Raw genomic sequence first — 4,343 nt, forward strand, 5'->3', positions numbered from 1 at the left:
TAAAATTTATTTTTCCTAACGTCCGCGACGATATTTTTAGCCATATCGTCGATCTGCGAGGTGATCTCGTTTGTGGTATCGACGATGCCGATATTTTGTTTCGTGATATCGTCGATCTGACTTACGCTTTGATTTATCATATTTATGCCTTCGCTTTGCTCTCTGATGCTCTCACTCATCTCATTGATGCTTTGAGCTAGAACATTTGCATTAGCTTCGATCTCGCCAAGTGATTTTTGAGTTCGCTCTGCTAGTTTTCTAACCTCGTCGGCAACTACGGCAAAGCCTCTACCGTGCTCGCCGGCGCGTGCCGCTTCTATAGCTGCGTTAAGGGCGAGTAGGTTTGTTTGCTCGGCAATGTCTTTGATTAAATTTACGACCGATGAGATTTCCTCGGTTCTGTGGGTTAAATTTTTAATAGCTTCGGTAGACTCTGTGATGAGATGCTCTAGGTTGCCCATATTTTGGCTAAGTTCACTTACGGCCGACATGCTTTCGTTGGCCTTTACCGAAGTATCTTGCGCCATGGTTGAAATTTGGGTTAAATTTTTAATGCTTTGATTGAGGTCGTTTTGTACTTCTAAAATACCGTCGTTTCCGTTGCCGAGCTCGCTAAATTTTTCGGAGAGTATGCCTCTGGTTTTACCTTTTTGCCCGGCTTTTATACCCTCGACGCCCTCGCTCATGGATATGGCGTTGGTTCTAAAAAGACCGCGAAAACCCTCTGTGAAGATATTTCTATAAGTTATCCCGCTTTCGGCCGATTTGACGCAAGTACCCATCTCTCTTTGCAGAGCTTCGATTTGATCGAGTAAGTCATTTATCCCAAGCGCTATTTTGCCGATTTGAGAGTTTGGATCTATCTGTAAAATTCTAGGTTCCAAAAAGCCGTTTCTAGCCTGTTCGACCACATTTAAAATTTCATCGTAATTTACTTTTTCTTTTTTAAAAAACATGATTTTCCTTTTATAATCTTTGTAAGTCGTTCATTAGCTCGTCATAGCTCTTGTTTTTTTCTTTTAAAATATTATCAAGAAGCTTAGATGAGGCTTCCATGCCGCCGCTCTTTTCAGCTTCCAAGAGCTGCCTGTAAAGCGGGATAATGATTTCTAAGGCTTTTGGATTTGGCTTTCGTCTAACCGAATAATAACCGATAATGTTGCCGTTTTGATCAAGAGAAGCGGTAACGTTTGCAAATACCCAGTAAAATGAACCGTCAAAGCTCTTGTTTTTAACATAGGCAAAAACCTCTTTTTTATTTTTTACGTACTCCCATAAAATTTTAAAAACAACGCGCGGCATATCTGGATGCCTCACGATATTATGCGGTTTCCCGATCAACTCATTGCCTTTTGCGCCGACTATTTGAGCAAAAGGGATATTGCAATAAGTTATTTTTCCCTTTGTATCGGTTTTTGAAACTAAAAACGCATCTGCACTAACTTGACGTTCATGTAAATTATTTTGCATTTCTTTCCTTAATTGTTGTTTTAATTATCGTCCTTGAACTGCATTTCCAAGATCCCACATAGGCATAAAAATACCAAGCGCTAGAAGTATAACCATGCCCGCCATAAATAAAAGCATAATCGGTTCCACATAGCTTGAAATATTATCAACCAGGTCGCTAAATTTAGCTTTGTAATAATCGGTTACTTTCTCAAGCATAGCATCTATTGCACCGCCTTTTTCGCCTGCGCTTAGCATCTGAATAAGCATACTCTCGTAAAGCTGAGTATCCCGAAAAGCTTCCGTCAATGATACGCCTCTTTGAACAGCAATTTTGATTGTGGCAAGCTTATCGTGTATGTCTTGGTTTTCTACTGTTAAAGTTGCCGTCTCAAGGGCATCAGCAATTGGAATACCTGCTCTTACAAGCTCTGTAAAAATAAGATTAAATCTGTTCATTGTTGAGTAGAATATAATTTTATTGATTAGATAAACTTTTAGCATAAATTTGTCAAATTTATATTTAAAATCATCATTGCTTTTGTATAAATATCTGATAGCATATATTATGGTTATAAAACCGACTAATATATATAAACCGTAATTACTTAATGCACTCTCGATAGAAAGAAGAATAATTGTAGGAAGAGGCAGTTTAGCTCCGAGTTGTTCAAATATCTCCCTAAACTGAGGAACAACGTATATCATCAGTATAATAAAAGCTATCGCCATAGCAGACATTACTATAATCGGATATCTGAGAGCTTTTTTAAATTTTCTCTGATTTTCCCAAACTTCCTGTAGAATATCTGATAGTTTATGGAGCGACTCAGACATATTACCTGTGCTTTCGCCAAGCTTTACCATAGCAATAACTACGTCACCAAGCTCGCCTTTAAATTTGGTTATGGCATCTGTTAGACTTTGACCTTGGTTGAGATCATCGTTTAGGGTTGCAAATATGGCCTTAAGCCTTTTGTCTTCTGTTGATTTAGATACTTCCTTGATACTGTCGTGGATTGAAATTCCGGCATTTGTCATAACGCTTAATTGCCTAAAAGCTGCTATTAAATTATTTATTTTTATTTTTGAACCGCCTAAAAGGACTGATGCCTTGCTTATCATGTCAGCGAATTGTTCTTCTAGCGGAATGCTTTTTGTTTCTCCTACTTTTACTATTACGCCGGCTTTTTTTGTTTTTGCTAAGGCTTGCGCCTCGCTTTTATTGTTTGCCTTTAAAGTCATCTTCTGGCGACGACCGTTGGCCATATACTCAACTTCAAAAAATTTCATACCTTAGCTACCCTAAATACTTCATCTATCGTTGTTACGCCCCTTGCGGCTCTAATAATACCATCTTTAAACATATCTATAAAATGCTCTTCGTATGCTACTTTTTTTATTTCCTCTTTTGTAGTGCCGTTTGCTATCATCGCTGAAATTCTATCGCTTATCGGTAAAACTTCGCTTATCATCTCTCGCCCTACATAGCCCGTTTGAGAACATTGATCGCAACCGACGTGTTTATAAAACTGATAATCTTGCGGCAAGAAGTCTTGAAATTGTTCATGTAAATTTGGCGGCAAAACGGTTTTTTGTTTGCAGTTTGGGCATAGTTTTCTAACAAGCCTTTGGGCCTCTATCGCCACCAATGCGCCGCTAATTAAATACGGCTCTATTCCCATATCGGCGATTCTGGTGACGGCGCTTATTGCATCGTTTGTGTGAAGCGTCGAAAATACCAAGTGACCGGTAAGTGCAGCTTGGATAGCTATACGAAGAGTCTCTTGATCTCTGATCTCGCCTATCATTATGATGTCTGGGTCTTGCCTTAAAATGGATCGAAGAGCTGAAGCAAAGGTAAGTCCGACTTTTTCATTTACGTGGACTTGCTGGATCATATTTAGCTGATACTCTACTGGATCTTCGACGGTTATTATTTTTGTCTCTACACTTTTTATATCATTTAATGCAGCATAAAGAGTTGTCGTTTTACCAGACCCAGTTGGCCCTGTCACTAATATAATGCCGTAAGGTGCTTTCATTGCTTTATTAAATTTATCAAAAGTACTTGGATGCATACCTAAATTTTCAAGACTAATTAGAACTTTTGATTTATCCAAAATACGCAAAACTATGCTTTCGCCGTGTAGTATAGGCAGGGTCGAAATACGGAAATCATACTCTTTGCCGGCTACTTGAGCAGAAAAGCGACCGTCTTGAGGTTTTCTGCGCTCGGCTATATCCATATTTGACAGCAACTTCATGCGCGATACCAGAGGAGGGAAAAGATCCTTATCGAAAATAAAAAGTTCGGCTAGCATACCGTCAATCCTGCCTCGTACGACGCAGTTTGTGGTGGTGGCTTCAATATGTATATCGCTTGCGCGACTTACTATCGAGGTTCGTAAAATAACTTCGATCAATTTTAATATGCCGGAGCTATTTTCATTTGTATTTCCACCTACTACCGCAGTAGAGGATAGTTCCTTTCTGATCTCGGTAACTATGCCTTTTACGCTATCATTTAGCTCTATTTTACTTAAATATTTATCTATTTTGGATGGATCGGTTATTACTATTTTTAAGAGTTTTCTATTAAAAATAGATTGCAATCTGTCTTGCGCTGACATATCGAAAGGATTTTTAAAAGCGACATAAACCGCGATCTCATCTTCCTTAATAGGTAAAGCACTATATGTTTTTAAATGATTTAAAGGAGCTTTTTCGCAAAGTTTATAGTCTATATCGATATCATCCAAATCAACATACTCAAGTTTAAATTTGGCTGCAATATACTCTAAAAAATTTTTTAAATTTATTACGAAATTTTCAGTTATTTCATTGATTGTAATGCGTTGTTTTTTATATAATTCACCTATAATATCATATAT

General features: G+C 38.0%; 4 protein-coding genes. All 4 read right to left on the reverse strand.

Going from position 1 to position 4,343, the window contains the following annotated elements; translation table 11 throughout:
- On the reverse strand, positions 1 to 956 hold a 956-nt coding region (locus Q0314_RS01190), incomplete at its 3' end, for a methyl-accepting chemotaxis protein (RefSeq protein WP_298055598.1).
- 10 nt (positions 957 to 966) lie between these two features.
- Complete coding sequence (locus tag Q0314_RS01195; RefSeq protein ID WP_002947680.1) at positions 967 to 1,470, reverse strand: PAS domain-containing protein; 504 nt, start codon at positions 1,468 to 1,470, stop codon at positions 967 to 969.
- 24 nt (positions 1,471 to 1,494) lie between these two features.
- Positions 1,495 to 2,742, reverse strand: coding sequence for a type II secretion system F family protein (locus Q0314_RS01200; protein WP_298055601.1), 1,248 nt, complete (start codon positions 2,740 to 2,742; stop codon positions 1,495 to 1,497).
- Positions 2,739 to 4,343 (reverse strand): GspE/PulE family protein (locus tag Q0314_RS01205; RefSeq protein ID WP_298055603.1); only part of this gene is annotated, 1,605 nt, incomplete at its 5' end. The genes Q0314_RS01205 and Q0314_RS01200, both read right to left, overlap by 4 nt.

Source organism: uncultured Campylobacter sp., from assembly GCF_938040115.1.
Classification (GTDB): Bacteria; Campylobacterota; Campylobacteria; order Campylobacterales; family Campylobacteraceae; genus Campylobacter_A.